Annotated in this window: 24 protein-coding genes and 3 pseudogenes; 8 read left to right on the forward strand and 19 right to left on the reverse strand. The window is 60.3% G+C overall.

The annotated features are described in order from the left end of the window. Window positions 1–146: 146 nt before the first annotated feature. Entirely contained in the window at window positions 147–1,094 is a 948-nt protein-coding gene (locus NLN62_RS04570; protein WP_254107606.1) for a sensor histidine kinase, read from the forward strand. A 144-nt stretch (window positions 1,095–1,238) separates the two neighbouring features. Here the strand turns inward: NLN62_RS04570 and NLN62_RS04575 are convergent, their stop codons facing one another. After that, complete coding sequence (locus NLN62_RS04575; RefSeq protein ID WP_254107607.1) at window positions 1,239–1,490, reverse strand: hypothetical protein; 252 nt, start codon at window positions 1,488–1,490, stop codon at window positions 1,239–1,241. A 314-nt stretch (window positions 1,491–1,804) separates the two neighbouring features. Here NLN62_RS04575 and NLN62_RS04580 point away from each other — a divergent pair, with 314 nt between their 5' ends. Both NLN62_RS04580 and NLN62_RS04585 read left to right on the forward strand, forming a co-directional pair. Further along, window positions 1,805–2,230 carry a hypothetical protein gene (locus NLN62_RS04580; protein ID WP_254107608.1) on the forward strand — a complete coding sequence of 142 codons (426 nt, stop codon included), beginning with the start codon at window positions 1,805–1,807 and terminating at the stop codon, window positions 2,228–2,230. Window positions 2,231–2,391: 161 nt separating this feature from the next. Continuing rightward, window positions 2,392–2,658: a hypothetical protein gene (locus NLN62_RS04585; protein ID WP_254107609.1), complete on the forward strand. Its 267-nt coding sequence runs from the start codon at window positions 2,392–2,394 to the stop codon at window positions 2,656–2,658. 744 nt (window positions 2,659–3,402) lie between these two features. Here NLN62_RS04585 and NLN62_RS04590 read toward each other — a convergent pair. Next, entirely contained in the window at window positions 3,403–3,594 is a 192-nt protein-coding gene (locus NLN62_RS04590; protein WP_254107610.1) for a hypothetical protein, read from the reverse strand. Between the two features lie 85 nt (window positions 3,595–3,679). Then, window positions 3,680–3,820, reverse strand: a pseudogene (locus NLN62_RS53140) (SDR family oxidoreductase); the annotation flags it as partial. Between the two features lie 728 nt (window positions 3,821–4,548). Between NLN62_RS53140 and NLN62_RS04600 the strand changes: the two are divergent. Beyond that, entirely contained in the window at window positions 4,549–4,749 is a 201-nt protein-coding gene (locus tag NLN62_RS04600; protein ID WP_254107612.1) for a hypothetical protein, read from the forward strand. A 124-nt stretch (window positions 4,750–4,873) separates the two neighbouring features. Here the strand turns inward: NLN62_RS04600 and NLN62_RS04605 are convergent, their stop codons facing one another. From NLN62_RS04605 to NLN62_RS04625, 5 genes are all read right to left on the reverse strand, one after another. Beyond that, window positions 4,874–5,209 carry a cation transporter gene (locus tag NLN62_RS04605; RefSeq protein ID WP_254107613.1) on the reverse strand — a complete coding sequence of 112 codons (336 nt, stop codon included), beginning with the start codon at window positions 5,207–5,209 and terminating at the stop codon, window positions 4,874–4,876. 71 nt (window positions 5,210–5,280) lie between these two features. After that, window positions 5,281–5,496, reverse strand: a complete 216-nt coding sequence (locus NLN62_RS04610; protein WP_254107614.1) for a hypothetical protein — start codon at window positions 5,494–5,496, stop codon at window positions 5,281–5,283. Window positions 5,497–5,918: 422 nt separating this feature from the next. Then, a complete protein-coding gene (locus tag NLN62_RS04615; RefSeq protein WP_254107615.1) occupies window positions 5,919–7,016 on the reverse strand; it encodes a reverse transcriptase domain-containing protein in 1,098 nt (365 codons plus the stop codon). 726 nt (window positions 7,017–7,742) lie between these two features. Continuing rightward, window positions 7,743–8,351 (reverse strand): cysteine hydrolase family protein, encoded by a 609-nt coding sequence (locus tag NLN62_RS04620; RefSeq protein WP_254107616.1) that lies wholly within the window; start codon window positions 8,349–8,351, stop codon window positions 7,743–7,745. A 2-nt stretch (window positions 8,352–8,353) separates the two neighbouring features. Beyond that, window positions 8,354–8,917, reverse strand: coding sequence for a phosphatase PAP2 family protein (locus NLN62_RS04625; protein ID WP_254107617.1), 564 nt, complete (start codon window positions 8,915–8,917; stop codon window positions 8,354–8,356). 421 nt (window positions 8,918–9,338) lie between these two features. Here NLN62_RS04625 and NLN62_RS04630 point away from each other — a divergent pair, with 421 nt between their 5' ends. Genes NLN62_RS04630 through NLN62_RS04640 form a run of 3 tightly spaced genes read left to right on the forward strand, consistent with a single transcriptional unit; the run spans window position 9,339 to window position 11,432 of the window. Then, window positions 9,339–10,631 carry an Nramp family divalent metal transporter gene (locus NLN62_RS04630; protein WP_254107618.1) on the forward strand — a complete coding sequence of 431 codons (1,293 nt, stop codon included), beginning with the start codon at window positions 9,339–9,341 and terminating at the stop codon, window positions 10,629–10,631. 9 nt (window positions 10,632–10,640) lie between these two features. Further along, window positions 10,641–10,979 carry a DUF3147 family protein gene (locus NLN62_RS04635; RefSeq protein ID WP_256575880.1) on the forward strand — a complete coding sequence of 113 codons (339 nt, stop codon included), beginning with the start codon at window positions 10,641–10,643 and terminating at the stop codon, window positions 10,977–10,979. 12 nt (window positions 10,980–10,991) lie between these two features. Continuing rightward, window positions 10,992–11,432, forward strand: coding sequence for a hypothetical protein (locus NLN62_RS04640; protein WP_254107620.1), 441 nt, complete (start codon window positions 10,992–10,994; stop codon window positions 11,430–11,432). A 94-nt stretch (window positions 11,433–11,526) separates the two neighbouring features. Here NLN62_RS04640 and NLN62_RS04645 read toward each other — a convergent pair. From NLN62_RS04645 to NLN62_RS04655, 3 genes and pseudogenes are all read right to left on the reverse strand, one after another. Beyond that, window positions 11,527–12,585: pseudogene (locus NLN62_RS04645) on the reverse strand (NAD(P)/FAD-dependent oxidoreductase). A 189-nt stretch (window positions 12,586–12,774) separates the two neighbouring features. Continuing rightward, window positions 12,775–14,280, reverse strand: a pseudogene (locus tag NLN62_RS04650) (FAD-dependent oxidoreductase). A 625-nt stretch (window positions 14,281–14,905) separates the two neighbouring features. Next, on the reverse strand, window positions 14,906–15,109 hold the full coding sequence (locus NLN62_RS04655) for a hypothetical protein (RefSeq protein ID WP_254107621.1): 204 nt from the start codon (window positions 15,107–15,109) through the stop codon (window positions 14,906–14,908). Between NLN62_RS04655 and NLN62_RS04660 the strand changes: the two genes are divergently transcribed. Beyond that, entirely contained in the window at window positions 15,108–15,245 is a 138-nt protein-coding gene (locus tag NLN62_RS04660; RefSeq protein ID WP_254107622.1) for a hypothetical protein, read from the forward strand. The genes NLN62_RS04655 and NLN62_RS04660 overlap by 2 nt on opposite strands. Here the strand turns inward: NLN62_RS04660 and NLN62_RS04665 are convergent. From NLN62_RS04665 to trbE, 8 genes are read right to left on the reverse strand one after another with little or no spacing between them, the layout of a single operon-like run. Next, window positions 15,242–15,481 (reverse strand): DUF2274 domain-containing protein, encoded by a 240-nt coding sequence (locus NLN62_RS04665; RefSeq protein WP_254107623.1) that lies wholly within the window; start codon window positions 15,479–15,481, stop codon window positions 15,242–15,244. The two genes, NLN62_RS04660 and NLN62_RS04665, sit on opposite strands and share 4 nt — an antisense overlap. Window positions 15,482–15,485: 4 nt before the next feature. Beyond that, a complete protein-coding gene (locus NLN62_RS04670; protein WP_254107625.1) occupies window positions 15,486–16,682 on the reverse strand; it encodes a TrbI/VirB10 family protein in 1,197 nt (398 codons plus the stop codon). Next, window positions 16,679–17,653, reverse strand: a complete 975-nt coding sequence (gene trbG, locus NLN62_RS04675) for a P-type conjugative transfer protein TrbG (protein ID WP_254107627.1) — start codon at window positions 17,651–17,653, stop codon at window positions 16,679–16,681. Before trbG ends, NLN62_RS04670 begins: the two co-directional genes overlap by 4 nt. Continuing rightward, a complete protein-coding gene (gene trbF, locus NLN62_RS04680; protein WP_254107629.1) occupies window positions 17,650–18,330 on the reverse strand; it encodes a conjugal transfer protein TrbF in 681 nt (226 codons plus the stop codon). The genes trbG and trbF overlap by 4 nt, the downstream gene beginning before the upstream one ends. Before the next feature lie 50 nt (window positions 18,331–18,380). Beyond that, window positions 18,381–19,595, reverse strand: coding sequence for a P-type conjugative transfer protein TrbL (gene trbL / locus NLN62_RS04685; protein ID WP_254107631.1), 1,215 nt, complete (start codon window positions 19,593–19,595; stop codon window positions 18,381–18,383). Next, window positions 19,592–19,975 (reverse strand): putative entry exclusion protein TrbK-alt, encoded by a 384-nt coding sequence (trbK-alt, locus tag NLN62_RS04690; RefSeq protein WP_254107633.1) that lies wholly within the window; start codon window positions 19,973–19,975, stop codon window positions 19,592–19,594. Before trbK-alt ends, trbL begins: the two co-directional genes overlap by 4 nt. Further along, window positions 19,975–20,709, reverse strand: coding sequence for a P-type conjugative transfer protein TrbJ (gene trbJ, locus NLN62_RS04695; RefSeq protein ID WP_254107634.1), 735 nt, complete (start codon window positions 20,707–20,709; stop codon window positions 19,975–19,977). The genes trbK-alt and trbJ overlap by 1 nt, the downstream gene beginning before the upstream one ends. Continuing rightward, complete coding sequence (gene trbE / locus NLN62_RS04700; protein ID WP_254107636.1) at window positions 20,706–23,147, reverse strand: conjugal transfer protein TrbE; 2,442 nt, start codon at window positions 23,145–23,147, stop codon at window positions 20,706–20,708. The genes trbJ and trbE overlap by 4 nt, the downstream gene beginning before the upstream one ends. Between the last annotated feature and the right edge of the window lie 3 nt (window positions 23,148–23,150).

The following is a 23,150-nucleotide window of genomic DNA, read 5'->3' on the forward strand; positions in this document are numbered from 1 at the left end:
GAGCAGCTCAAGGAAGCGGCGTGAGCGGCATGCAGCCTCCTTCCTGAATGAAGCTTGCTCTTGGCACTAGCCCGGCCATCGAGCCGCGGCAACGAAGTGATCCAGGAACATGCGCCGGAACGGCGACGTTACCGGACATGGAAAGCATGCTGCTTCGCCTGATCGTCGTGACGCCGCGATACCCGGTTTGGTTGCGGTACCTTTTAACGCTCGGCCTGGTCGGGATCACGTTCATCGCAAAGCTCCTGCTGTTTGACACGCTGGACTCCTATCCTTTGCTACTGTTTATCCCGGCGGTATTTCTTGCGTCGGTGATCTTCGACCACGGATCGGGAGTGCTGGCCACCGGGGCAAGCGCGATCATAGCCACAGCCTATTTGGTGCCTCCGCCAGCGACCTCGGCGCTCTTGCCCTTGGTCGTCTTCCTGGTGACGGGACTAGTGATTGCCGCGGTCACCGAGGCTTTGCGTAAAACCCTGGACAAGCTTGCGCAGGCCAAGTCATACAGCGACCTGCTCCTACAGGAGCTCGCGCATCGGACCAGAAATGATCTCGCGACCATCATCTCGCTCCTTCGTCTTCAGGCGCGCTCAGACTCCAATCCCGCCGTGCAGGCCGCGATCGCCTCCGCCGTTGCGAGGGTAGAGGTGGTCGCGAAGGTGCACGACACGTTGCGCGTCGCCGACAGCGACCTTGTCAATCTTACGTCCTATGCGGAGCGGCTGTGCGGCAGTCTGGCCGACTTTCATCGCGGAGTGCGCTCGATCGCGATACAGGTGCATTGCGAATCGTTCTCAGTGAAGAGCTCACAAGCAGGATCCATCGGGCTCATTGTCAACGAGCTGGTGACGAACGCATTCAAGTACGCCTATCCGGAAGGACAGGCGGGTACAGTAGAGGTGGACATCACCAGAACTGGCGGCCAGGTCACGATCACAGTACGCGACGACGGTATCGGCTGCCCCAGCGAGGTCAAGAGCGGCTTGGGGACTCGCCTCATCAACTTGCTGACCGCACAGATGAACGGAAGGATGACCCGGTCTCCCTTGTCCCATGGCTGCGAAGTGCGGGTCGTGCTCTCAGTCGATGGCTAGACCGACTTCTTGCAGTACCTTTTCGACGACTCGGCTTTCGACTCCTCAAGCCGTAAGCGCGGTACTGTCGAGGTAAAGGCTGCTCAAAATTGGAGTGATCGAAAAGCCGAAACAAAGCTGTAGCCCAGATAATCATCCAGGAGATCAGAGCGCATGCTTTCGCGAAGCAGTTCGGTTGGCATTTTCTTGGGCCTTCCAGTCGCGATTAATCTGAACATTCTCGCCGCCCGACCGCTCTTGATCGCGAGATTGGTCCGATTGCTGCGGCGTACGGTCTGGCTGCACTGGAGCCGATTGCTCCTGCTTGTAGGTCTTGGATAATCCGGACTCTTCGGCGCATGCGGGGACCAACGCAAAGGACAACGATATTGCCGTTGCTACTGCAAGAACTCTCATGAATCTCTCCTCCTCCGTTCCATGAACGGCTAACGGCTCCGGCCAATTTTGTTCGGGGAGGAGGACGAGGGCGAGCATCTCGCGCGGCACATGAGGACCCGAGTATCTCGCGCGGCACATGAGGACCAATGCGTCCTCACTGCGACGCAATAGCGGACCTCACCGGATGTCCGAGTTGGGCCACCGTGTCTACAAGCTCTGCTCGATGAGCTTGGCCTCACCTGCGCGCAACGCGAATTCCGGTCCGGCTCTTAGGAACAGAGGACCCTGTACTTTTGTTCGATCTTCCGAGGCCTAACGTTAGGAGAAAGGCTATGATCGCTGCCAATAGACTTACAATCTTGGGCGCGGTGCTCGCCTTCAGCGCCAACTCCGCCATTGCCGGTCCCTGTGACACTGCAAGCCGAGATGCGGGCTCTGGAAACGTCCCCGGCTATACCGGACAGACCACCGGTTCCACCGCGGCAGACTCGAAGGAGCACCCGCCTACAACCGCGATGAACAAAGCAACAGAAGGTGCTGCAACATCATCAGAGGATGCGCAACGCCAGATGCAGGGTCAGCCGACGGCCGCCGAGCAATCACAGCAGACCAAGCCCGCTCCCTCCGGGCAGTCACAGAAGATGGCGACGGGCACGCCCGATCGAACCCGGCCGGCACCCTCCGAACAATCAGAGAAGATGACGGCTGGTGGGGCTGAGCCCGCGCCCTCAGGAAAAAAGGTTGATGAAGGCTGCTAATAGGCGAACTTGGACTGACTTACGATAATAGGCACTGCCGACGAGGTCGCCCTTAGACCCGAAGCGGATATCGTTTGTCGCGAGTTTCGATCGCCCGCATGACAACACGGAACTGAAGCCGATCCAGCCTGTTTGGTACGATCAGCCAATCGGAGGTCCTAATGCGGATCATTCTGACAACGACGATTTGCTGGGCGTTGTCGTGCGGATTTGCCATAGCAGAGGCCGATTCCAAGAAGGACATGAACACGCCAACTGGACGCTCGGCACCCGAGGAAAAAGGTCAATTGCAGCCGCAAGGTTGGACCGGACCGCTTGAAACAAAATCGGGTGGTGCACAGCCGGAAAGCCCGCAAGGTCAAAGCCCGCCGGGGATGCAGGCTGCGCCAGACGGATCAACAAAAACGGTCGTTGAGCCCCGGAAGTAAGTCACACTTCCTTTCGGTGATAGTTCGGCGTCGACGCGGGTGCCGAGGCCCAATGGCCAGCCGATCGGCACGCCGGGCTCTGGCCCTGGCTCGCCGGAGCAGCCCATTGGCGGTCGATGAGGCGTGCGCACCACTGAACGAAGCGACTGCGAATCGGTTCCAGATTTAACTTGCAGCTGCGACATCAAGCTTAATTCGAGACATCGATTGCGGTGATGCTCAAGAGCGCTAGCGTTCGAGCACCGGACATTGCCCCGTCCGGGTCCACCCCAAGGCGAAGGCCGTCGCGCCAACATACTCGGCGCGGCCGCTTCGTTTGATTGTAGGCCACTCGCGCGAGCTTCATTTGAAAAGGCAGTCAGACCGCGAAACTCTCGACCTCATTAAGGTGAGTCGGCAACTCTCGTCTTGCGCCCGATGACGAATGAGCCCCACTTGTATGATCGCGTGCAGAAGTGGGTAAAGCCCAGCGCTGCGCTCGCAACATTCGGACGATCTTCAAATCGTATCGTTATTGAACAGGTAGCATTTCTGACGGAGCCAGCAGACCTCGCGCACGAGCAGTATCTCCGATCGGAATTCGAAAGAACGTTGACCAAGGTCAAAGAGATCAGTGCACGGACAAAATCCGGCTAAGCCATGCCGATACAGGAAGTTGGCTCAGAGGCCGATGTCTTGTCGTAACCGCCGCCTTCGCGGCAAGGGACCGCAGAAGCAAGCGGCGGTCCCCGCCCATCAGCAAGCCTAGTAGGCCCGGCGCACCACTCGATGCGGCCGAGTTGGTTTCGGAGAAAACCTGTTGGCGCGCGCGAGGACTGCCATTTCGTCGGTTTCGAGCGCGATCTTCTGGGCGAGCAGCACGTCACCAGCCGCTAGAGCCTGAGCGAGAACGAAACACCACCCGATCTTAGGCTGCCCCTGTTCATCGACCTCCAAGACATTCCTCATCGTGCCCTGGTGAATTCGATATCGTCGGCCCGTGTGAGAGCCAGTGACATCGATCAGATGAAGGGCTCTCCACCACGGTCGTACCAGACGTGTAGCTTGAAAGGGGATCCGCCAACATGACGTAAGTCGTGGCGAGCTCGGCGGGTTGTCCGGCCCGCTTCATCGGCACCTGCTTCCCGAAGTTCTTGACCGTATCCGGCCGCAGGGTCGAGGGATCAGAGGCCCGAGCGCGTGTTGCACGAACCTGGGTCTCATCCTGCGCCAAAAGGGGATGGGGTCCTGCCCCAAACTTAATCGGATGAATGAGATCCCAAAAGCACCGGCCGGACGTTGAATGGATGGGAGGCCTCCGTGGAGCGACATCTCTCCACGTTCACTGATGCAGGAGACCGGCATGACCTTCATATGGCTTGGTGTCCTCCTCTTTTTTGGGGGCGTGCTCCAGATGGCGTATCAGCCAATCTGGCGAGACCGGTTAAGTGGTCGAAAACGTCTTCGCTCTGGGGGTGAGACGCTGGAACCTGAAAGGCCGGGGAGCGGTTTCGGCATTAAATCGAATTGGCCTGGACTTGTGCTGGTCGCGCTTGGCGGCGCTTTCCTGCTTGCCGGGACTATCAGCTGAGTTGAAACGTACGCGTCAATACTTACGGAGCTGCGCTTTAATTGCCAGCATGTCCGTCGCGCCGCCGCCGTCTTTCGATTGAGTAACAAGATAGCGGCGTTTCTCGATAAGGCCGCGAGTCCAGAGCGCGGGATCAAGCCTCCGCGCTAGTCGGCATCCGGAGGCTCGAACCCGCGATGCGCTTGGAGCCGTTCCACACACCGAGAGCTTCTTTATGAGTCCCGTTCCGTCCATCGTGCCGCAGAGTCCGGAGGACCATGACGTCTATCTGGTGCTGGAGGACTTTGGCGGCGGGCTGGGCCGAGCTTGGTCTGAGACCGATGAAGAGCGACACCCTGATCAACCACCTGCTGGACGGAGAATATATTCGTCCGATGCGCATCGTGGCGTTCAATACGGCAAAGGGTTGGTCGCGCGATGTAACCGCGGAGATCGCTGACGAGTTGCGCGGCCGCTTCGTCGAACTCCACGACGTAGCTCAATCGCTACTGGAATTCCTGGAAAGAGCAGCAAAACGTTGATGCGAACCTGCGTTGCCCGACGGTGAAGGCCCGCCAAGGTGTGGGGCTATGCTCTTCAAAGACCGAGCGGCCCGCGTCAAACGTTCTTTACCTAAACTTGGCAGATGGACAGCACACCCGAAAGTTACGAGTGAGCGGGCTCGCCGATTAGCAGGCTCTTGCTCTCCCTTGCAAGCCCGATTGATGTCATCCCCAGCAGAATGCCGATCAGGATCGAGCCCACGCCGTCCCAGACCGGCTGCGCCAGCAACACCGTCATCGCAGTCGCCGCGGCCGCGATCGCAATACCGACCAGCGCGGCACTATCCTCGAGCAGTACCATGAAGGCGGGAGGATCCTTGCTGCGGACGAAGGCCTCGTACCAGCCAAGCCGCGCATGCTCCGAGCGGAAATGGCGCAGCGCAAACATCCGCGAAACGCCTTCGAACACGAACGACAATTCGAGCACGACGAAGGACATGTTCAGCGAAAATCCCTCTTCGCATCGCCGAGCCCATCCGCACCGGTCGGACGTCGAACGGCTCGGCGGTTTCACTTCGGAACCGGATCGGACAGACCAGCTCCGGGATGCTCGAGCCGCCCGCTCCGGGCCAGCTTCACGGCATGGCCCAACGCTCGGGCTGCATTCAGTACCTCCTGCTGGAACGCGCGGTCTTCATCCAGATCGTGGTGCGAGGTCGCGTATTGCTCCATGTAGCCGACATAACCGTCCATCTCGCCGAAGCGGCCCGCCGAGATCAGGTGCATGTCGGTTCGGACAGGGTTCGGCGCACGCCCTCGGCGCCGACGCTGTGCCTTTGCCATTAGGAACACTCTCTCAAACCGATGCTTGAATGATTGTTATGTTGGTTCTTTCACAAGGGGTACGTAAGGCTCTGCGGCAGGCACGGCTCTACGGCTACCTAGTCGAGCGGAATAATCAGATCTATCACCCGGGCGCCCTTCATCCGGTTTGCACGAAATTGTTTGCATTCCATATGGTCCAGGGCGGCTGGTTGACGAAGAACGGCGATCGATACGAGCTGACTACCCAGGGGCGTGAAGCCTCGGACTAACTATTCCCGCGATCTCCAGTTGCTCGGAGTGTTCGACCCGGTTCGTCTGCGTGCCGTGGAAAGCGAGAATCGGCCATTGATGTTCGATCTCAGCCCGCCCTGGGCTGCGGCGACCTAGGCTGATGCAAGCTTCATCAGCTCTATGAAAGATTCGTTCGTTAGTTGATTGATACTGCGGAGGTAAAAGGCGTTCACTACGATCACCGCCGTCAGAACAAAACCTGTTAGCAATGGGAACGCCCACAGTGGAATAAATTGCAGCAATGTTGCTCCCACGATTAGCAAAATGACGACCATCGCCATGTTGAACAGCAAGACTCGCTCAGGCCGGCGTAGGGCCGCCTCGGCGATCTGCCTCTTTAAGACCTCATTGGCTCTTCCCGATCCGGTGATCTGGATTGCGACGCCGTTGATGCGTGTGAAGTTCGATGCGATCTCATCCTTGATGGACCGCGCCCGTTGTTTGGCTTCTCTGATGCTGGAGCCTGAGACATCCATCTTCAGAGAGTCTACGGCGTTTCGGATATCCCACTTTAGGTCGGCTTCGTGCTTCTGAAGTATCCTCAGGAGATTGAGCAAGGACCATCGCTTTTCTCGATCACCATGCATTTCATCGTCGACGTGCTTCATAATGTCGGGTTCATAAGTGTCACGGATCAACCGGATCACTCCGGGGTCCACGATCCGTTGCTCAAGACGGTCCATGAGGATGTCGTGGTTGACCCGATCGAAAAACTTCTCCAGGTCTACGTCCACCACGATCCGGCGACCCGATTGCACATATGACTGCGCCGCAAGAACGGCGTCATGTGCGTTTCGGCTCGGGCGGAAGCCGTAGCTATGCTTGCTGAAGGTGGGATCAAGGATTGGCTGCAACACTTGCAGCAGCGCCTGCTGGATCAGCCGATCCGTCACCGTTGGGATGCCAAGCTCGCGCTCGCCACCCTCAGGCTTGGGAATCCTCACCCGACGTACCGGACTGGGCCGGTACGTCCCCGCAGCAGTTGTTCCCGGATGATCGGCCACGCCGTACGCAGATGTTCGGCAGTCTGAGACATCCAGACCATCGACACCGGCCGCGCCTTTGTTGGCCCGCACCCGTTGCAACGCCGTTGCAGGTTCTCTCTCGTCAGTGCCGCCAATAGCAGCGCCGACCCCGTGCTTTGCTTTGCATGCCGCGGGCGGCGAGCTTCGTCGCTGCCCGAGGCCCACGCGGCTTCACCGCGTCCTTCCTCGAGCCGCCCTGCTTGCGCAGGCGTCTGACGCGGTGCTCCCCACATCGGCATGGTGCCTAACGCTCCTCCTCGTTCGGTCCTTCGCCGGGATGCCGGCTCCTCGCCGTACCGCCGACTATTACGACCTCTGCTGATTACTCGCTCCGGCTCGACACCGTCGCCCTTTCAGGCGTGAGGCAAGGTCTCCCCAGGTAAGAACGCACTCCTTCACTGCACGACCGCCGGATCTACGCCGCTTCCCTTTGATCACGAGAGCTTCGCGGTTCATTGCCCGCTCGCCCCGGTCGGCAGCGCCTTCTATCCGGTTCTTGTTCATCGGCCCGCAGCTTCGATCCACGCTTCCTCCCCACATTTGGTCGCCCTCATGCAGTTGCGCTTCACTTCGCTCGCCATGATCAGCTTACGATGGGACTTTCACCCATAAGAATGCGCCCATGCTGGGCGCACAAAGAAAAGGGACCGCTCGCGCAGTCCCTTTCAGTTCAACACTTCCGTTTCTCGTGGCACCGGCGCGCCGCCGGTCTTTAAAAGGTCCCCTCCTCCAGACCGTCGCATCCTGCTTATGACTTATCGATCAGGCCGCTGCCCGCAAGCAGCGGCCTGTGTCACCGGTTCCCTCACGAAGGAAAACCGTTCCTTGCTCGCCCGTCAGGAAATAGAAATCACGCGAGCTTAGATTGACGCGCTATCCAGCCGATCGTTCCTAATCGCCGATCGCCCAATTTTCGAGAATGCTTTCGGCGGATGCGACCTCGATCTGAAGGCTGAAGCGCTTGGTGTACAAATCGAGCAGGGCGTCATGGCTCTCGTCCGATGAGCTGCAAAGTGCGTCTTGCGCCAGAATGACCCGATAGCCGTAGTCGACCGCGGCAAGAACCGTGGCCAACACGCAAACATCGGTTTCGCCGCCAGACACGATAAGGGTATCGACGTGATGCTGATCAAGATAGGCTTGGAGTCGGCCATTGCGAAACGCGCAGTAAGTCTGCCGGTCGATGATGGCTGCCGGCGGCACATAGCGCGCCAAGCGCGGAACGAGCTCCAGCAAGGTGGGATCGATTTTCTCCCGCGTGACGCATTCCCATTTTCCGTAATAGGCTTTCCAGACGCCGCGAGCTTCTTCCTTGCTTCTGACTGGAATGAAGCGGGTAAAAATCGAACGTTGCGGGCCATGCGCAGCGAGCGCCGTCACTTGGGGCAAAACACGTTCCAGCCAGGGCGTCGCCCATGGCTTGCCCGGCTCGAACAGACGCTGCATATCAATGCAGAGATGAACGGCCTGTTTGCCGATTGGCGCGAGCAACTGCCCCATGGTTATCGTTCCGTGCTGAGGCGCCCGAAACCTGTCAGAAGGCGCATGAGGCGCTCAAGGACGACGCCCATGACAAGGCCCGCAATCACGTCACTCGCCCAATGCGCAAGCAACACGACGCGTGTCCCGGCCAATAGGCCACCGATGGCCCAGGCAAGGTTTCGTTTGGCCGGCGGCAGCTCGGTCGCGGCGGATGCGAGGGCGCCTACATGCACCGCGTGACCTGAGGGAAACGCATCGAGAGCGCGGCCGGACAGCGGAACGCCGTGCAGGTGGCCCCGCACGGTGCGGCGATCGGGCCGCACCTGATCGAACCGCCGTTTCAAAAGATGGGGAAGCACAACGGCGCCGAGCGTCGTGAGAAGCACATGGTTGCTCGCCGCACGTTGCGCCCGTGGCCTTGCACGGCAGTAGAACCACCAACCGATAGCGAAGGCCGTCAGTAGGTGACCATCGGCGCCCCATGTCAGAAGTGACGAGGCCTCTTCCGGCGCCCGCCTTGTATTGCGTGCGATTGTGCGCGCGATTGCGATGTCGGCTTTCGTGGGGTGAATTTGTACACTCATCGATGGTTTCACAGCTCGTCGATGGGGCGCTACACGCTGCGATGCAGCAACCGGCATAAGGATGCGATCGGAAAAATACAGCGCTCGCCTTTCCTCTAATCAAGCCGATCGCCCCACGTTCCTTCAGGGAACGGCGCCATTGGTCTTGCGTTTAGAAACAAGACAACCGGTCTGAGGAGGAGATCATGGGTTTCGGACGAGGTGCACTTCTGTGGCTTCTTGGCATACCGCTGCCGATTATTCTGCTACTTGCCATCTTCTGGCATCACTAGCGAAGCGGCTCCCGTTGCCAAGCTTAATCCTGTCCCGCGCCTTGCAAGGCGCGGGACTTTTTAGTTGTCGCTTACGAGCGAGCGCGAGATCCTGATTGTTTTCGAATGCCGTGAAGAGAAATCTCTCGCATCGCGGGGACGAGGAGTTTATGGCTAGGGACGGCGAAAAGACGTCTGTGAAAAAGGATAGCTTCCTCAGACGTCTTGGTCCGGGGCTCATTACCGGCGCATCGGATGACGACCCCTCCGGCATTGGCACCTATAGCCAGGCCGGCGCGCAGCTTGGCTTCGGCATCGGCTGGACGATGCTTCTCAGCTATCCTTTGATGGTGGCCATTCAGGAGATATCCGGACGCATTGGGCGCATCACCGGCCATGGCATTGCGGGCAATGTGTGCCGCAACTATCCCGGCTGGGTCATCTGGTTTCTTGTCGGGCTACTGTTTGTCGCCAATACGATCAATGTTGCCGCCGATCTCGGTGCGATGGGCGATGCGGCACGTCTTGTCATCGGTGGTCCGGCGGCGCTCTATGTCGCCGCATTTGCCGCGATCTCGGTGCTGGCCCAGATTTTCATGAACTACCAGCGCTATGTGTCCGTGCTCAAATGGCTGACGCTTGTTCTCTTTGCTTACGTCATTGCGCTGGCCGTCGTCAAAGTCCCCTGGCGAGAGGCAATTGCGGGTCTCGTCATCCCGAAAATCGAATGGAGCGGCACCTTTCTGACGACGCTGGTCGCCATTCTCGGTACGACCATCTCGCCCTACCTCTTTATCTGGCAATCGTCGCAAGAAGCCGAAGAGCAGCGCATCGATCCAAAGAAAAAACCGCTGAAGGAGGACGCGCGCACGAAGGATCGCGAACTCTGGCGTATTCGGATCGACACAATGGTCGGCATGGCGTTCTCGAACATCATAGCAATCGCGATCATCATGACCACCGCAGCCACGCTTCATCAGCGGGGCATCACCGACGTCCAGTCGTCGGCTCAAGCCGCCGCCGCTTTGAAGCCGATCGCCGGCCCCTTTGCCGAGCTCATCTTTGCGCTCGGGATTATTGGTACGGGTTTGTTGGCAGTCCCGGTGCTGGCTGGATCAACCGCCTATGCAATTGGCGAAGGCCGCAAATGGCCGGTTGGACTCGCCCGCAAGCCCAAGCGGGCCGTTGCCTTTTACAGCGTTCTGGCTTTCTCCGTGGGACTTGGCGTCGCGCTCAATTTCACGGCGATAGACCCGATCAAGGCGCTCTATTGGAGCGCCGTGATCAACGGCGTCTTGGCGGCACCCGTCATGGCGATGCTGATGCTGCTGGTGCGAAAGCCTGAAGTCATGGGCGACCTGCTTGTGCGCGGTTGGCTCTATTGGCTCGGATGGGCATCGACTGTCGCCATGGCACTTTGCATCGTGGGTATGGCGGTCAGCATGCTGTTGCCGGGGTCCTAAGGAGGAAAGGTGGACTACACGTTGCGCTTCCTGATCGGCGGCATCGTCGTCTCGCTGTTTGCCATGGTGGGCGACGTGCTGCGGCCTAAGAGTTTCGCCGGCCTGTTTGGCGCGGCACCCTCGGTTGCGCTTGCGACCCTTGCCCTCGCCTTTGCCAAGCATGGCGGCAGCTATGTCGCGATTGAGGGCCGGTCAATGATGCTCGGCGCCATAGCATTGGCGGCGTATAGTGCTGTTGTTTGTCAGCTCTTGATGCGTCTCAACTGGTCCGCACTGCAATCGACCTTGGCTGCGCTGGTGCTTTGGCTATTTATCGCGCTTGGCCTCGAGCAAGTCCTGATAGGCTGACAGAGGTTGAGGATGGTGGTCAAAGTCAAATTCGCCGCGCTCAGGGAAGGCACGCCCTTTGAATACCTGACCCGCTTCGCCCTCGGCGGATTGGCGACAGTGGTGGCGGGGGTTGTTGCCGATCTGGCCGGGCCTGCCGTGGGAGGATTGATGCTCGCATTTCCGGCCATCTTTTGTGCGAGCGCAACCTTAATCGAAAAGCACGAGCGCGAACGCAAACAACGAAAAGGACTGCAAGGCGCCCGACGCGGCAAGCAAGCGGCGGCGCTGGACGCCACAGGCGCCGGGTGGGGCAGCGTTGCCATGGGCGCCTTTGGATTGACCGTGCTGTTTCTGGCTGCGGGCTCGCTCGTTATTTGCCTGCTTGCTGCTTCTCTCGTGTGGCTGGCGGTCGCGGTGGGGATGTTTCGTCTGCGTCGCGAGTGCCGCCGAACGCCGCCACTTTCCAGATAGGTCTTGGACGAACGAAAGGTTGGCTCTTTCAGAGGCGCGCAAGAAGGGCGCGAAGGTGCCCACGAAGACATACTTCACAAGATTGGGGCGCTTATTACAAAGCATCTCGGTCGATTGCGAAATCGTCGAGCAGGGGCGACGTGCCGCCTGAAAGCAGCATGCCGATCAACTCGGCTGCGAGGAAGCTAAAGGTAATGCCATTGCCGCCATAACCGAACGCGGCGAAAATGTTCCTGCATCCAGGCACGGCACCGATCAGCGGCAATCCGTCATCAGTGCTATCGAACGCGCCTGACCAGCCGAACTCCACCTGCGTCGAGGCTCGCGGCCGCAAGGCCGAGAGATGTTGTTTAAGCGCCCTCACCTTTTCGAAGGTCGCCGCGTCCCGCGCATCGGGCTCAATGAGCTCTCGGTCATCCTCGCCGCCAAAGATAATGCGTCCGTCAGCCGTTGTCCGCGCATAGTGATAATTCTGCGTTGCTTCCCAAATCAGAGCTTGCTCGGGCCACAGATTTGTCGGCTGGCTAACAGTTGCGATGGCTCAACTCGAAGCCGCCTGCTGAGCGGAGGGACGTACAATGTCCGGCATAACGTAGCCCGTTGCGGGCACAACGTGGTGGGCTTCGATCTGAGAACCATTTCCAAGACCGACATTGACCGTCGATCCTGCATTGTCAAACGCAACAGCGTCCCCCTTCATGAGGCGCGCGCCGCGGGCAAGCGATATATCGAGAAGACCGCGGGTCAGTTCGACGGGATCCGCCTCGGCTGCGCCTTCCGAAAGAACTGCACCGGCCCTTATCATTGAAAACCGCTTGGCCAGCGCACGATGATCGAGAAAATGCGAGGGCAGATTGATCCGCGACCGAAGGGCAGCTTCCGCCTTAACGAGGCCCGGATCATCCTCAGCTGAAAGATACAGCGATGATCGCGGCCACATCGCACATCTGATCCTTTGGCGTCCGATCAACTCGAGCAGCCCTTGAACCGCGTAACGGCTGGCTCGGTAACCCCTGGCTGCGCGCTCGAAGTCATAAAGCTGCGTGAGTTCGCAAAGCGGGCGATCGATTTCCCAAAGCAGCATTGCGGTGCTGGCAATCGTGCTGCCGAGGCTCGGCTGTTCGCGATCGATGACGACCACCTCGCGTCCCATTCGTGTCAAGCGCTCGGCGACCAGCGCGCCGGTAATGCCGGCGCCGACGACGAGAGCATCGCAGGCGAAACTGGACGTGACTGGCACTATTGGCGGTCGTTCGGGCGCTGCCCAGGGCGTCTTGCGACTGCGCAGATCGTCTTGCTCAATATTGTCGTCCTTGAAAATGAAAGTGCTCCCCCGTAATCGTCAAAGTCGGATGGGCCGCAGAGCTCCGATGGCTGGCGCATTGATCGGCTGACCATTGGGCGCAAAGATCGAGCCGTGACACGGGCAGTCCCAGCAGCTTTCGAAGCTATTCCAATGCAGGTGGCAGCCGAGATGGGTACAGCTTGCCGAATGAAGATGGAGCTCGCCCCCCTTGTCCTTGTATGCGGCGATCTTCTCGAGACCCTTACGGAGGATTGCGCCCTCACCTGGCTCGAGATCGTCGGCGGAAATGATCTCGCCCGGGGCCACATACTCGGCAAAGTTCTCGAGCAGGGTCAGATTTTCGCGGAAGAAGTTCTTGGCGGCGCGAAGAGGCGTCCGACCGGGTTCATAGACAGATGCCCAGGGGTTGTCCTCGCCCGAGATGAGCGCGGTGTTCAACATGGCGCCCATCACACCATGGGTCAGGCCCTGACCGGAGTCGCCCATCGCGACATAGATATGCTGGCTACCCGGCTCGCGGCCGATAAGCCCGGCATAGTCGATCGTATCGAGGACCTGTCCGGACCATCGATGCGTCACTTTTCCAATGGCGGGGATCAACTCACGCGCCCAGCTTTCAAGACGCGCAAAGCGCTGCTCTGCATCGTTGGCTTCGCCGCTCTTATGGTCTTCGCCGCCGACAAGCAAAAACGCGTTTTCTTGGTCACCTGGTTGCAGCCGCACATAGTGATAGGGGTCCTCGGTGTCTCAATACAGAGCATCGGGCAGTTCGCCGCGTTTGACCTCGAAAGTGATAACGTAGGTTCGGTAGGGCGCGACTTTCGCATGTAACTGAAAGCGGTCGGCAATCGATGCGTTTGTCGCGACCACCACATCGCTCGCAATGATCCGGCCTTGTTCGGTTTTGAGGGAGACAACGCCGTTCTGCTCAGTAACTTCGTTGACGGGGCTATGGGCGAAGAATTTGACACCGTTCTTCGCGCACGCTTCTGCGACCCCAGCAAGATATTTGAGCGGATGGAAGGTGGCTTGCTGCGGATAGCGAAGCACCTGGCGATCTTCGCAGCCCTTGAGCGGCACGCCGACCAGGCGATGAACGGGCGCCCCCACTTCGCGCACGGCGTCCAGTTCCTCATCAATGATTTCGGACGGCATGCCCCGGCCTTGAAAGAGATAGCCGTCGAGGCGGCGGAAATCGCAAGCGATGCCTTCGTCTCTTTGGACTTGCTCAATCCGGTCGACCGCGGCCGCCTGGCTTTCATAGAACAGCTTGGCTATGTCCGCGCCGCGCAGCTTCGAGAATTCGCTCGTCAGATCGTCGCATAGCGGAGCAAGATGAGCCGATGTTCGGGCGGTCATTCCGCCGGCAATTCCCTGACGATCGATAACAATGACCGATTTGCCCCGCCTGCAAAGCTCGTAGGCCGTCGAAAGTCCGGCGATACCTGAACCCACGACTGCGACATCACACCGGGCCTCACCTCGGAGGCCTGCCGCCTCGGGCATGATCTCTGTGTCCATCCAAAGTGAGCTGCTGACCATCGAAAACTCCAGCCAAAAAGGCAAAATGCAGGCTCCCGGCGCGGGTTCCGCCAGCTCAGATTTGACCGATCCGATGAGCAGCACACAGCCATCGAAAGCGACGCCGGAAAGCGAGCGGGGGCTGGTGCGGGCCGGAGGTGACTAAAGCGAGTCCGACTCTACGGCCCGCCGCTTTCCGCCTCCACGGGTCCGCTACATCGCTAGGCCTACTATTTCCGAAGCCCTGTTTTCCTACCGAAGGGCAACCTAATTCGCGGCGTGCGCCTTTAGTAATCCGTCAAAAGCCGCCGTTCGTACGCAATCTATCGCCTACTTGGAAATGGTCCCCGAATAGGTTCAAATTCTGGATGCGCAACCACCGATGCCGACATTCAGTACATGTTGCGATCTAACCGAGGATGCCAGATCGGGGGTTGAAATCGTCGCGACTGAAGAACGCTCCGAACGCGGTACGTAGCGTACTGGTCGTGAGGGGAGAAAGTCGGGGCGGTCGCCGAGCCTCCGTATCCGTCCCAAGGTGGTGGGTTCCATCTTACCAACGGTTGCCGAAAGTTCTCGGTGCTTTAAGCACTGGCGCACGCTCCGGATCACGCCAGGTCCTGCGGAATGTGACGCTTCCACCCTGTTATGGCGGCGAGGTGGTGGCCATCATTGGACCGACGAATGTTATCCGAGTTGGCCCGAACATTTTGCCAGGGCTTTGCTCAACGCCAAATTGTGGGGTGCGGACGATCAGCGTCGGATCGAGCGACACGATATTAGCCGAGGCGTTATCAAGAGCCTGATCAGCATGGATCTTGGCATCAGGCTTGGTGCTGGAGTCGGACATGGGTGCGAACTTCTCGCGCCTGATCTGTCGGGAACTGCGGGGGTTGGGACAGCCGCCTCGGCTTTTCGGCGCTTTTCGCAAAGACAACGAAAATGCCGCGCTCGCCAATTTTCTCAAATTGCTAGCTGAGCGCTAACCCTTCCCGCCTGAGACGTGAGATTGCCTGCGCGCTCTTGCGAAGGTACGGTCGGTCGCCATGAAGCGCGCCAACATGGGGGCGATTAACTTGACGGGATCGCCGGCAGGCTGGCCGCTTTCGAGCGCAAGCAGCTCCGCATATGCGACTAGATCGCGATGTACCTTTGCCGGAAGCTCATGCGTGACCTTGACTGGCTTATCGTCGGCGATCGCACCGAGCTTGAGTTTGGCCATGCTCTTAGCTCCTATACGGTTGAAGCACGAGATCGCGATTCACAATGACCCGTACCGGAAACCCTGGACGTATGGTCAGTGTCGGCTGGATGTTGAGGCTACGCCGCACGATTTGCTGACCGGTTTGATTGAGAGAATCTCCCGCTCCCCGCCGCAGCGCCTGTATGATGCCGCTGTTGCTGTTGTTGACGTCGCTCCCAGAATTCACTTCGGTCCCGACGGCGAGCAGAGTTGAGAGCGCGGCCGCGCCCAACAACTCCTTCCAGTGATTGTCGACTTGATCCTCAAGGCCAGAATACCCCGCAGCGTCGGCTCCCGGCTGCCGTTCCAGCACGATGGAGCGGCCGTTGGGCATGATCAGCCTGGTCCAGACTAGGAGCACACGCGATTGCCCGAATGCGACTTGGCTATCGTACGTACCTATCAGCCGTGCTCCCTGGGGAACTAACAGGACGCGGCCCGTAGGAGAATCGTACACCGCCTCGGTCACCTGAGCTGTGATTACGCCAGGGAGATCTGAGCGGACTCCTGTCAGCAGCGCACCAGGAATCACTGCCCCTGCTTGCACTACGAACGGCGATGCAGGTTTGACCAGACGATCGGGGCTCGTGGTGCGTCGATCGATCGCCGCATTCACGAACGCGAGCTTTCGGTCCTGACCGTTCTGCGCGAACGTCTCGTCGGATGATGTCGCCCCGCTCGCAGGAGCGTCATTCGACGCCGTTGTTGCGGAGAGCGGCCGGACATTCGTGGAGGCGAACAGCTTGCTGGTGCGAGCCGCTTCGCTCTCCTGATTCACACGCTGTTGCTCGGCATCAACCGCCAATGGGCCAGTCTGCGTCTGCGCGGCAACGATCAGTCGCCCCAGATCGCCGGGCAAAGGCGGTCCAAGCGGCGGCACGTCTTTCGAGACGCCTGTGTAGTCCTTCGGCAGGCCGGCAAGCTGGTCGGCGACATTGTGGTGATCGGTCGAGTAGAGCTCCTCCGAGGCAGGAGCGCTCTTCTTGCCGGATTGCAGCGCCAAGAACACGGCTCCAGAGATAAGGGCAAGAACCAGGGCGGTGCCTCCGATCAGGACCCTACGCGAGATCCGCGTCACGCCGGGACGTTCAGGACGCAACTGGAAGGTTTTCGAAGCATCGTCCTGCGACTGCGGCGGCGCAATATTCCGATCGGGCGGACCACCGCTTGTATCGGTCATGACGATCTCCCATCGGCTCTGACGATGCGCACCTTCTGCTGGTTCTCACCTCCTAGCCTCAATTCAGCGGCGGCGAACAGCTGATCGACGATCAGCAGGCTTCCGAAAGCGCGATAATTGACAAGCTCGGTCTTCCCGTCCTGCCCGATGACGAAAAGGGGTGGCATCTCACCCTGTCCGATGCCTGGCGAGAACTCGATGTAAACCTTGCGTCCGTCGTCGTAGGCGTTGATCGGACGCCAGGGCGGGTTGTCGCCCTCGATGGTGTAGCGATAGCGGCGCTGGGTTGGATCAGGGATGAATGGCGTCGGCGGCACGGCCCGGCCACGCGAGCGATCTTCGGGATAGAACCAGGTCACCGAAGGCATGTACGGCTTTTCGCGGGAACGTAGTTCGAGCAGGTAGGTGCGCCGATCGGTGTTGACGACGAGATTGGTCGAGACTTCCGGCCTGATCGGCTTGACCATAATGTGGACGCGGCGCGTATCCCCGCTGCCACTTTCGGTGTCGCCGACCACCCATCGCACGGTATCGCCGGCAGCCACAGGTCCCGAACCGATCAATTGCTCACCCGGCTCGAGTGCTATGTCGGTGATTTGTCCGGGTGCGGCATAGATCTGGTAGAGGGCGCCCGGGCTATACGGAAACACCTGCACCGCGTTGAAATACGCGGCCTTGCGGGGCTGGACCCGAGCCGCATCGTTGGCGCTCTCGATCCTTTCGATCGGCTCCTTGGCTTCTTTCTGCTTGCCGCCGCGCGCTGGGGTCCAGGAGGGCGGCACGTGGAGCGGTCGCGGCCGATCGTCGCTCGCCGCCGGCGGATCCGGGAGCGGCGGGACATCGCTGTCGTAGCCGATCTGCGGAGGCTTGAAGGTGGTGCATCCGCCGAGCGCCGTGATCGAGATCAGAAGAACCGACGCCAAGCTCCGCGGCAACATTCCCGAGATGTGACAAATGGAGGGCGTGCTCATCCCAATTCCTTCGACCAGTTGATGGCGTTGACGTAAATGCCAAGCGGATTCTTGCGCAGCCGATCGACGTCGCGAGGAGGCTCCAAGACGATCGTGAGAATTGCGCTCCACCGCTCCGAGGCAGCAAGCTGGCCATTCTCGTAATGTCGTTCGATCCAGGCTAACCGGAAGCTGTCGGGTGAGGCCCTGATGACGCTGGAGACCTCGACGGCCACCTGGCTCTTCCCAACCTTGGCGAAGGGATCGTTGTTGCGCGCGTAGTCATTGAGGGTTGCAGCGCCGCGATCCGTCGTGAAGTCGTAGGCGCGGAGCCAGTCCTCGCGCAGCACGATCGCGTCCATGGGAAGGCCGCGAACATGTTCGATGAACCGAGATAGATGAAAGGCAATCTGGGGATCGCTGGCTTGGTAGGAAGCATCTGCGGGTGCGACGGCTCTCACTTCGCCGAGATTATCCACCTCGACCACCCAGGGGGTGATGGTGCCCCGCGCGGACTCCCAAGCAAGCGCAGCGGCAAAGCCGGCGGAGAGGAACAGAGAGCCGAATGCCATCAGACGCCAGTTTCTGGCCTGGACTCGTGCCGAGCCGATGCGCTCATCCCAGACCTGAGCTGCTCGTTGATAGGGGGTGACCGGTGCAGGCGTGCGGCCATAGTGGACGGCCGATCGTTTGAACATGCGTTGACCTCAGGAGATGAATGGGAACAGCAGATGAGTGATCGCAGGCATTAGCTCTCGCCCTGTGAGAGATCGACGGACGCACCGCCTCCGCCGTGGTCGCCAGCGCGTACGGCCTGCGTAACGCTTGAGGCTCCGTGACTGATTGTTTGCGTCCGTTTCATGCGGCGAACCCACGCGGGCGCTCTTTCGGAGGACGCTGAATTGCCACCAGGGCTGTCGCTCGGTCCACCGGAGTGGACGGCAGCAGAGCGTAGGGGGCTGGCTGAAGCCGCCGTAGTTGCTTCGGTAGCGCCGGGCAGACCACCTGCACGGAAGGCGCTCGAGGCGGCGCCCGCAATGGCGCGGCTTCCCCCAACGGCACTTCCGGCCAGCGCGGCGCCACCCGCTGCGAGCGCGGCTCCGGCCGCAACCACGCCACCGGCAGCCAAGCCGGTGCCGACGGCGCTACCTGCGCCGAGCTGTGGTCCACCAGAAACGATCCCGTTGGCGATGCCGGGTCCGAAGATGCCGAGACCAAGCAGTGAGAGCGCTCCCAACACCAGCGCCATCGCACCCTCAATGGTCGGCTGATTGCCACCGAATCCCGCCGTGAACTGCGCAAAAAGCGTCGAGCCGATGCCGACGATCACGGCCAGCACCAAAACCTTGACGCCGGAAGAAATCACGTTGCCGAGCACCCGCTCCGCGGCGAACGCCGTCTTCCCAAACAGGCCAAAGGGGATCAGCACGAAGCCCACCAGCGTGGCCAGCTTGAACTCGATCAGGGTGACGAAGAGCTGGATCGCCAGGATGAAGAAGGCGAGCAGGACCACAATCCAGGCGAACAGCAGGACGACGATTTGGACAAAGTTCTCGAAGAAGCTGACATAGCCCATCAGGCTGGAAATTGAATCGAGGATCGGGCGTCCGGCGTCGAGGCCCACCTGCGCAATCCGGCCGGGACGCAAAAAATCCGCCGACGAAAGGCTCGTACCGGAGGCTTTGAGGCCCAGGCCTGCAAAGCTTTCGAACACGATTCGGGCGAGGCTGTTCCAATTGCCGATAAGATAAGCAAAGACGCCGACGAACAGGGTCTTCTTGACGAGGCGAGCGACGATGTCCTCATCGCCGCCCCAGGACCAGAACAGCCCAGCCAGTGCGATGTCGATCGCTGCGAGCGTGGTCGCGAGATAGCCGACCTCGCCGCCGAGCAGCCCAAATCCGGAGTCGATGTAACGGGTGAAGATTTCCAGGAACTGGTCGATGACACCGGTGCTGTTCATCGCTCGTTGCCCCCCAGCGTCGGCACGGAGGAGTATCCAGACGGCAGGCGGCTTTGATCCTTTGGTGATGGTGGAATCGGGCTGTTAGCCGGCGTCCCATCAATCGCTGGCCGTGCACCCCCCTCCCTCTGGCCCAGGAATTGGCGCCGTTTCTCGGCCCAGACCTTGCGGCATTCGAGCCATGCATCTTTTTGCTCGTAGTTGACCGTGCGGCACTGCGCGAGTTTGGCTGCAAGAGGATCGGTTTCCTGGATGGCCGAAGCAGGATCCACGGTCTGATCCGCGCCGCTGCGCAATTGGATGGCACAGGCGCCGACGGCCAAGGCGAGGAGCAGCGCGGCTACCCCGATCAAAATGCGGTTGAACCTGTCTGTGATCATCAGTGAAACATCTGCACGATTGTGGGCTGATAGCTTGGGCCCGAGTTAAGGAAGCGGCGGAGCTGCTCCCTGCCCTGGTCCTGCGCTACGGCACGTTGCGCGGACTCCAGGCTTTGAGCTCGCCCCTGTGCAGCAACGACAGCCGTGAGATCGGCAAGCTGCTGCGCCTGCAATCCGAGGAGTTGGTTACCTGCCTGATTTGCCTGGAGTGCACCGGTTGCACCTTGGCTTGCGGTCACGAGCGCCGACATTTGGGTTCGGTTGGTGTCGAGATTGCCGACGACGGTAGCCTGCACCCGCATCGCGTCCTGCAGGCCCGCGACCGCGTTCTGCCAGCGCGCTTGCGCATTGGCCACGAGCGCCTGGTCCGACGAGCTTGACGATGCCGGCGCGTAGGTCGTCGAGAACGCCCGATCGATCTGCTGGATGTCGTAGGCGATGCGCTGAGCCTGCCCGAGCAATTGCTGAGTGCGCAGGATCGATTGCTCGAGCTGTAACAGGGACGAGAACGGCAGGGTCGCCAGGTTCCTTCCCTGGTTGATCAGCATTTGCGCCTGATTTTGCAGTGAGGTGATCTGGTTGTTGATCTGCTGCAGGCTACGCGCGGCAGTCAGCACGTTCTGTGCGTAATTGTTGGGATCGAATACGATCCATTGCGCCGACGAGGGCTTGGGGTTTCCGGCAAGAAAGACAGCGATGGCGCCTGCCGCCACGACACGACGGAGGAGACTCATGAGGAGGCCTCCAGGTTGGTGAGATGTGGGGTGAGATCGCAGGCCCATCCGATGTCTCGGGCTCTAAGCCAGCCAGACACAAAGTTCTCGCCGCCCTCTTCGATCAGTACCTTCTCGATCAGCACCTGGTCGGCTTTCGAGGAGGCGGCCGCAAACGCCAAGGCAACCTCACCAAGACCGAGTTCAAACAGGCGGTTGCCCCGACGCGACTGGCAGTAGTAGTCCCGCTTCGGTGTCGCGCGGGCGAGGATCTCGATCTGGCGGTCGTTCAGCCCAAAGCGGCGATAGATCGCCGTGATCTGTGGCTCGATGGCGCGGTCGTTGGGGAGCAGGATCCGGGTCGGACAGCTCTCGATGATGGCGGGTGCTATTCCCGAGCCGTCGACGTCGGCCAGCGATTGAGTTGCGAAAATGACGGACGCATTCTTCTTTCGCAGTGTCTTCAGCCACTCGCGAAGTTTGCCGGAAAAGTCCGCATCATCAAGCGCGAGCCACCCTTCATCGATGACGAGAAGGGTCGGACGGCCATCGAATCGGTCCTCGATCCGGTGAAACAGATATGACAGGACGGCGGGCGCGACCCCCGTACCGATCAATCCATCGGTTTCGAAGACTTGGACCGCGGACTTGCCCAAACGCTCACTTTCGGCATCGAGCAACCGCTCGTAGGGGCCGCCCAGGCAATAAGGTTGGAGCGCCCGCTTCAACGGATTCGACTGCAAGAGTACGGAAAGTCCGGTGAGGGTTCGTTCTGGGAGGGGCGCTGAGGCGAGCGACGTCAGGGCCGACCAGACGTGGTCCTTGACCTCCGGGGTGACCTCAATCCGTTCGCGGGTCAGGATCGAGGTGATCCATTCGGCCGTCCAGCCGCGCTCAGCGCCATCGTCAATTCTCGCGAGCGGCTGGAGTGAGACGAACTCGGAGACCTCTCCGGCAACGGCGCCGCCAAGATCGTGCCAGTCACCACCCATGGCAATCGCGGCCGCCCGGATCGATCCACCGAAATCGAAAGCGAAGATCTGCGAACCCGGATAACGCTGGAACTGCAGCGCCATCAGCGCCAGCAGCACCGACTTGCCGGCGCCAGTCGGGCCGACGACCAGGGTGTGCCCGACATCGCCGACATGGAGGGAGAACCGAAACGGGGTCGATCCCTCCGTCTTGCCGAAGAACAGAGCCGGCGCCTTGAAGTGATGGTCCCTCGCCTCTCCCGCCCATACCGCTGAGAGCGAAATCATATGCGCCAGGTTCAGGGTCGAGACCGGGGGTTGACGGACGTTGGCATAGACGTGCCCCGGCAAGCTGCCGAGCCATGCCTCGACCACGTTCACCGTCTCAATCATGCAGGTGAAATCACGCCCCTGAATCACCTTCTCGACGAGACGCAGCTTTTCGTCGGCGGCACGCGCATCCCTGTCCCAGACGGTGACGGTCGCGGTGACGAAGGCCTCGCCGATCTGGTCCGTTCCCAGTTCCTGGAGCGCGGCGTCGGCATCGATGGCCTTATTCTGCGCATCCGTGTCGAGAAGTGCGGAAGTCTCGTTGGTCATCACCTCCTTGAGGATCGCACCAAGCGACTTCCGCTTGGCGAACCATTGACGACGAATCTTGGTGAGAAGTTTCGTCGCATCCGTCTTGTCGAGCATGATCGCCCGGGTCGACCAGCGGTACGGGAACGCAAGACGGTTGAGGTCGTCGAGGATCCCCGGTGTGGTCGCCGTTGGGAATCCCACAACCGTCAGGACGCGCACATGGGCTTCGCCCAGCGTCGGCTCAAGGCCGCCGGTCAGGGGCTGATCGGCCAGCAACGCATCAAGATACATGGGGATCTCTGGCACGCGCACCCGATGCCGCTTGGTCGAAACGGTGGAGTGCAGGTAGGTCAGCGTTGCCTCATCATCGAGCCAGGCGCATTCCGGCATAAATCCTTCAATGAGCTGGAGTATGCGGTTGGTCCGGTCGACAAACCCGCTCAGGACCTCTCTCGCGTCGGCGCCGACCGTGCGGCTGCTATTTTCATAGAGAAGACGCTCTGCCATCGCGGCGCCTTCCTCGGGCGGCAGGTAGAGGAACGTCAGGTAGTAGCTTGAGTCATAGTGGGCGCCCGCTTCCTCGAACTGCGCTCTCCGCTCCGCGTCGACCAGGGCCGATGCGACGTCGGGAAACGTGCTCTGTGGATAGGCGCCCGCGGAATGCCGCTGTGCCTCGACAAAGACCGCCCATCCAGATCCAAGGCGGCGAAGCGAGTTGTTCAGACGACCGGCGACTGCGACGAGTTCGGCCGGCACAGCGCTGTCGAGATCCGGTCCTCTAAACTTTGCGGTCCGCTGGAACGACCCGTCCTTGTTCAGAACAATTCCCTCATCGACGAGGGCCGCCCAGGGAAGGAAGTCCGCCAAGCGCGTCGTTGAACGTCGGTATTCGGCAAGATTCATCATGGG

The sequence above is a fragment of the Bradyrhizobium sp. CCGUVB23 genome (assembly GCF_024199885.1).
In the GTDB taxonomy this organism is placed as follows: Bacteria; Pseudomonadota; Alphaproteobacteria; order Rhizobiales; family Xanthobacteraceae; genus Bradyrhizobium.

What these genes read in the sequence shown, in the direction of transcription:
- NLN62_RS04570 (WP_254107606.1), top strand. Translation starts at nt 147, where the DNA reads ATGCTGCTTCGCCTGATCGTCGTGACGCCGCGATACCCGGTTTGGTTG.
- NLN62_RS04575 (WP_254107607.1), bottom strand. Translation starts at nt 1,490, where the DNA reads ATGAGAGTTCTTGCAGTAGCAACGGCAATATCGTTGTCCTTTGCGTTG.
- NLN62_RS04580 (WP_254107608.1), top strand. Translation starts at nt 1,805, where the DNA reads ATGATCGCTGCCAATAGACTTACAATCTTGGGCGCGGTGCTCGCCTTC.
- NLN62_RS04585 (WP_254107609.1), top strand. Translation starts at nt 2,392, where the DNA reads ATGCGGATCATTCTGACAACGACGATTTGCTGGGCGTTGTCGTGCGGA.
- NLN62_RS04600 (WP_254107612.1), top strand. Translation starts at nt 4,549, where the DNA reads ATGAAGAGCGACACCCTGATCAACCACCTGCTGGACGGAGAATATATT.
- NLN62_RS04605 (WP_254107613.1), bottom strand. Translation starts at nt 5,209, where the DNA reads ATGTCCTTCGTCGTGCTCGAATTGTCGTTCGTGTTCGAAGGCGTTTCG.
- NLN62_RS04610 (WP_254107614.1), bottom strand. Translation starts at nt 5,496, where the DNA reads ATGCACCTGATCTCGGCGGGCCGCTTCGGCGAGATGGACGGTTATGTC.
- NLN62_RS04620 (WP_254107616.1), bottom strand. Translation starts at nt 8,351, where the DNA reads ATGGGGCAGTTGCTCGCGCCAATCGGCAAACAGGCCGTTCATCTCTGC.
- NLN62_RS04625 (WP_254107617.1), bottom strand. Translation starts at nt 8,917, where the DNA reads ATGAGTGTACAAATTCACCCCACGAAAGCCGACATCGCAATCGCGCGC.
- NLN62_RS04630 (WP_254107618.1), top strand. Translation starts at nt 9,339, where the DNA reads ATGGCTAGGGACGGCGAAAAGACGTCTGTGAAAAAGGATAGCTTCCTC.
- NLN62_RS04640 (WP_254107620.1), top strand. Translation starts at nt 10,992, where the DNA reads ATGGTGGTCAAAGTCAAATTCGCCGCGCTCAGGGAAGGCACGCCCTTT.
- NLN62_RS04660 (WP_254107622.1), top strand. Translation starts at nt 15,108, where the DNA reads ATGGGTGCGAACTTCTCGCGCCTGATCTGTCGGGAACTGCGGGGGTTG.
- NLN62_RS04655 (WP_254107621.1), bottom strand. Translation starts at nt 15,109, where the DNA reads ATGTCCGACTCCAGCACCAAGCCTGATGCCAAGATCCATGCTGATCAG.
- NLN62_RS04665 (WP_254107623.1), bottom strand. Translation starts at nt 15,481, where the DNA reads ATGGCCAAACTCAAGCTCGGTGCGATCGCCGACGATAAGCCAGTCAAG.
- NLN62_RS04670 (WP_254107625.1), bottom strand. Translation starts at nt 16,682, where the DNA reads ATGACCGATACAAGCGGTGGTCCGCCCGATCGGAATATTGCGCCGCCG.
- trbG (WP_254107627.1), bottom strand. Translation starts at nt 17,653, where the DNA reads ATGAGCACGCCCTCCATTTGTCACATCTCGGGAATGTTGCCGCGGAGC.
- trbF (WP_254107629.1), bottom strand. Translation starts at nt 18,330, where the DNA reads ATGTTCAAACGATCGGCCGTCCACTATGGCCGCACGCCTGCACCGGTC.
- trbL (WP_254107631.1), bottom strand. Translation starts at nt 19,595, where the DNA reads ATGAACAGCACCGGTGTCATCGACCAGTTCCTGGAAATCTTCACCCGT.
- trbK-alt (WP_254107633.1), bottom strand. Translation starts at nt 19,975, where the DNA reads ATGATCACAGACAGGTTCAACCGCATTTTGATCGGGGTAGCCGCGCTG.
- trbJ (WP_254107634.1), bottom strand. Translation starts at nt 20,709, where the DNA reads ATGAGTCTCCTCCGTCGTGTCGTGGCGGCAGGCGCCATCGCTGTCTTT.
- trbE (WP_254107636.1), bottom strand. Translation starts at nt 23,147, where the DNA reads ATGATGAATCTTGCCGAATACCGACGTTCAACGACGCGCTTGGCGGAC.